This is a genomic window from Micrococcus sp. HSID17227, assembly GCF_003989405.1.
Taxonomy (GTDB): domain Bacteria; phylum Actinomycetota; class Actinomycetes; order Actinomycetales; family Micrococcaceae; genus Micrococcus; species Micrococcus luteus.
The window spans coordinates 1-4,755 of sequence record NZ_RBLN01000183.1 but is presented as its reverse complement, the minus strand read 5'-3'; the positions used below and the strand labels follow the sequence as shown (position 1 = coordinate 4,755).

Annotated in this window: 2 protein-coding genes; one reads left to right on the top strand and one right to left on the bottom strand. The window is 71.8% G+C overall.

Annotated features, from left to right (window positions below; translation table 11 throughout):
• On the bottom strand, positions 1–1,642 hold a 1,642-nt coding region (gene putP, locus D8M29_RS08955; RefSeq protein WP_238693364.1), incomplete at its 3' end, for a sodium/proline symporter PutP.
• A 97-nt stretch (positions 1,643–1,739) separates the two neighbouring features.
• Here putP and hrpA point away from each other — a divergent pair.
• The coding region (gene hrpA, locus D8M29_RS08950) for an ATP-dependent RNA helicase HrpA (RefSeq protein WP_127445914.1) at positions 1,740–4,755 on the top strand (3,016 nt) is incomplete at its 3' end.

Below are 4,755 nucleotides of genomic sequence, written 5' to 3'. Positions count from 1 at the left end.
CGCAGATCGCGCGGGAGTAGTCGTCGAGGATCACCGTCAACCACGGCCGTGCGGGCTTGCCGTTGGGCCCGACGATGAGCAGGTCAAGCATCGTGTGGTCCGCCTGCCAGATCGCGTTCGGGCGGTCGGTGAACTCGGCGTCGATCCGCCGCTGCACACGGCGCGAGCGCTGGGTCACGAGGGACACCACCACACCCACCAGGAGGGCGGCGACGAAGCCCGGCAGCAGCTCGTACAGGCCGAACCACTCCCACGTCTCGGCACTGGCCTCGGACCAGAACCAGGCGACGGCGGCGCCGGTGACCATGGCGGCCATCGCCCCCCACGAGGTGAACCGCGGCCAGTACAGGGCGAGCAGGATCACGGGGCCGAAGGCGGCGCCGAAGCCGGCCCACGCGAAGGAGACGAGCTCGAGCACGGAGGAGTCCGGGTTGAGGGCGAGCAGACCCGCCACGAGCGCCACCACCAGCACGCCGATGCGGCCGAGCCACAGGGTGAACGTCGGGGACCCGGTGCGCCCGCGCAGCATGTAGAGGTCCTCCACCAGGGCGGAGGAGCACACGATCAGCTGCGAGGAGAGCGTGGACATGATCGCGGCGAGGACGGCGGCCAGCACCAGGCCGGCCACGAACGGGTGGAACATGATCGAGGCCAGCACGAGGAACACGGTCTCCGGGTCCTCGAGCGTGGTGCCGGGGTTGGCCTGGAAGTAGGCGATGCCGACGAGGGCGACCATCACGGCGCCGAACACGGACAGCGCCATCCAGCCGATGCCGACGCGCCGGGCGACGGCCGCGTCGTGCGGGGTGCGCAGGGCCATGAAGCGGACGATGATGTGCGGCTGGCCGAAGTAGCCCAGGCCCCAGGCGAGGGAGGACAGGACGCCGATCAGCGTCGCGTTCTCGAACATCGAGAAGTGGTTCACTCCGCCGCCGGCGGCGTCGGCGGCGCGGATGCCCTCGACGACGGCGTCCCAGCCGCCCATGGTCAGGATCACGACGATGGGCACGGCCAGCAGGGAGAGGAACATGAGGATGCCCTGGGCCACATCTGTCAGCGAGGCGCCGAGGAAGCCGCCGAACAGGGTGTAGAGCACCGTGATGCCCGCCACCACGAGCATGCCGGTGAGGTAGTTGATGCTGATGCCCTGGGCGTAGAAGGAGTCGGGGCCGAAGGTCGACTCGACGAACTTGCCGCCGGCCACCATGCCCGAGGAGACGTAGAAGGTGAAGAACACGAGGATGATCAGGCCGGCCACGATCCGCAGGATGTGCGTGCGGTCCTTGAACCGGTTCTCGAGGAAGGACGGGATCGTGATCGAGTTCCCGGCCACCTCGGTGTAGGAGCGCAGGCGGGGGGCGACCACGCGCCAGTTCACCCACGCGCCCACGGTCAGGCCGACCGCCATCCAGCCCTCGACCAGGCCCGCGGCGTAGATCGCGCCGGGCAGGCCCATCAGGAGCCACCCGGACATGTCGGACGCACCCGCGGAGAGCGCCGCGACGGACGGCTTCATGTCGCGTCCGGCGAGCATGTAGTCGTCGAGGTCGGTGTTCTTGCGGGAGGCGTACAGGCCGATCGCGATCATCGCGAGGAAATAGAGGCCGATCGCCGCTAGCAGGGAGACGGTGTTCGTGTCCATGGGCTCCAGAGAATCACATCCGGACTCTCAGCCCCAGTCCCGGATTCGCCCCGTCCGGGTCGGCCCGGGCCCCCGCGCGCCTAGGATGGAGGCCGTCATGACGCAGACTCCCCCGCCCTCCACGCCCGCCGCGCAGCCGTCGGCGACGCCCCACGACGCCGCCGCGATCACGTTCCCCGAACACCTGCCGGTGGCGGAGCGCCGTGAGGAGATCATGGCCGCGATCCGCGACCACCAGGTGGTGATCGTCGCGGGTGAGACCGGTTCGGGCAAGACGACGCAGCTGCCGAAGATGTGCCTGGCCCTCGGGCTCGGGGAGGCCGGCTCGATCGGCCACACCCAGCCCCGGCGCATCGCCGCCCGCTCCGTGGCCGAGCGCATCGCACACGAGCTGGGCGAGGAGATCGGGCAGACGGTCGGCTACCAGGTCCGCTTCACGGCGCAGACCTCGAAGGCCACCCGGGTCAAGGTCATGACGGACGGCATCCTGCTGGCCGAGATCCCCCACGATCCGCAGCTGCGCCGCTACTCCGTGATCATCGTGGACGAGGCCCACGAGCGCAGCCTCAACATCGACTTCCTCCTGGGCTACCTGCGCAACCTGCTGCCCCAGCGCCCGGACCTGAAGGTGATCATCACCTCGGCCACCATCGACCCGGAGCGCTTCGCCCGGCACTTCGGTCGGCCGCTGGCCGAGGGCGAGGACCATGCGGACGCGGTGGAGGCCGACGACGGCGGCCGCGTGGTCCCGGCGCCGATCATCGAGGTCTCGGGGCGGACCTACCCCGTCGAGATCCGGTACCGGCCGCTGACCGACGAGCCCTCCCCGGACGACCCCGAGGACGACGCGGACGATGCCGCCGAGACCCGCGACCCCCTCGACGCGATCGGCGACGCCGTCCTCGAGCTGGCCGCCGAGCCGCCGGGTGACATCCTCGTGTTCCTGCCGGGCGAGCGGGAGATCCGCGAGGCCGCGGACCACCTGACCGGCGTCGTCGCCGGCACCACGCGCCTGGCCGGCACGGAGATCCTGCCGCTGTTCGGCCGCCTGTCCATGGCGGAGCAGCACCGCGTGTTCGGCCGCGCCGGGGCCGGGGTGCGCCGGCGGATCGTGCTGGCCACGAACGTCGCCGAGACCTCCCTGACCGTGCCGGGCATCAAGTACGTGATCGACACGGGCACCGCGCGCATCTCGCGGTACTCGCACCGCACCAAGGTGCAGCGCCTGCCGATCGAGCGCGTCTCCCAGGCCAGCGCGAACCAGCGCGCGGGCCGGTCCGGCCGCACCTCGGACGGCATCGCGATCCGCCTGTACTCGGAGGAGGACTACCTCTCCCGCCCCGAGTTCACGGACCCGGAGATCCTGCGCACCTCCCTGGCCTCGGTGATCCTGCAGATGCTGTCCCTCGGTGTGGCCCGCACCCCGGGCGACGTCAAGGAGTTCCCCTTCGTCCAGCCCCCGGACGGCCGACAGGTCACCGACGGCGCCACCACGCTCACCGAGCTCGGCGCGCTCGAGGCCGGCGGCGCCCGCGCGGGCACCATCACCCGGGTCGGACGCCGCCTGGCCCGACTGCCGGTGGACCCGCGGCTGGGCCGCATGATCCTGGAGGCCGGTGAGCGCGGCTGCGTCCGGGAGGTCATGGTGATCGCCGCGGCCCTGACCATCCAGGACCCCCGCGAGCGCCCCACGGAGCAGCGTGAGGCCGCGGACGAGCTGCACCGCCGGTTCGCGGACGAGAACTCGGACTTCTCCGCGATCCTGAACCTGTGGGCGTACCTGCGCGAACGGCAGCAGGAGCTCTCCGGCTCCCAGTTCCGGAAGCTGTGCCGCCGTGAGCACATCAACTGGCTGCGCGTGCAGGAGTGGCAGGACCTGGTGCGCCAGCTGCGCCAGCTCGCCAAGGACGTGGGCCTCACCGTCGAGGCCGGACCCGTGGACCCGGTGGGCCGGCACGAGGCGGTGCACAAGTCCCTGCTCACGGGCCTGCTCTCGCAGATCGGCGCCTACGACGAGCGCCGTCGCGAGTACGCGGGCGCCCGCGGCACCCGTTTCGCCGTGTTCCCCGGCTCCGCCCTGTTCAAGAAGCGCCACCCGTTCGTCATGGCAGCCGAGCTCGTGGAGACCTCGCGGCTGTGGGCGCGCACGGTGGCCCGGATCGAGCCGGAGTGGGCCGAGGAGGTCGCCGGCCACCTCGTCAAGCGGGCCTACAACGAGCCGCACTGGTCGCGGCGGGCGGGCTCCGTCGTCGCCCGCGAGAAGGTGACGCTGTTCGGTGTCACCCTGATCCCGGACCGCTCGGTCCGGTACGGCCGCATCGACCCGGTGCTCTCCCGCGAGCTGTTCATCCGGCACGCCCTCGTGGAGGGCGACTGGCGCACGCGCCACCGGTTCTTCGCCCGCAACCGGGCCGCGCTCGAGGAGGTCGACGCCCTCGAGACGCGCCTGCGCCGCCGCGACCTGCGGATCGGGGACGAGGACCTGTTCGCCTTCTACGACGCGCGGATCCCGGCGAACGTCGTCTCCGAGCGGCACTTCGACGCGTGGTGGAAGAAGGCACGCCAGGAGCAGCCGGACCTGCTGGACCTCGACGTCGCCGCCCTGCTCACCGCCGACGCCGAGGACCTGGACACCGACGCGTTCCCCACCACGTTCGCGTATCCGATGCCCGGCGGCGACGTGGAGCTCGACCTCGAGTACACGTTCGACCCGACCGGCGCGGCCGGCACCGACGGCGTGACCGTGGCCGTGCCGATCCTGCTGCTCAACCAGGTCTCCCCCGGCCCCTTCGCATGGCTGGTCCCCGGCCTGCGGGTCGAGCTCGTCACCGCCCTCATCAAGGCGTTGCCCAAGGCGGTGCGCAAGAACCTCGTGCCCGCCCCGGACGTGGCCCAGCAGCTCGTGGCGGACCTCGAGGCCCACGCCGACCCGCTGCGGGACGAGCTGCCGGAGGCGCTGTCCGCGGCCGTGCGTCGGGTGCGCGGCGTGGTGGTGGAGCCCGGACTGTGGGCCCCGGACGCGGTGCCCCTGCACCTGCGGATGGACTACCGCGTCGTGGACGCCCGCGGCGCCGTGATGGGCGCCGGCCAGGACCTGCCCGCGCTGCAGGCCC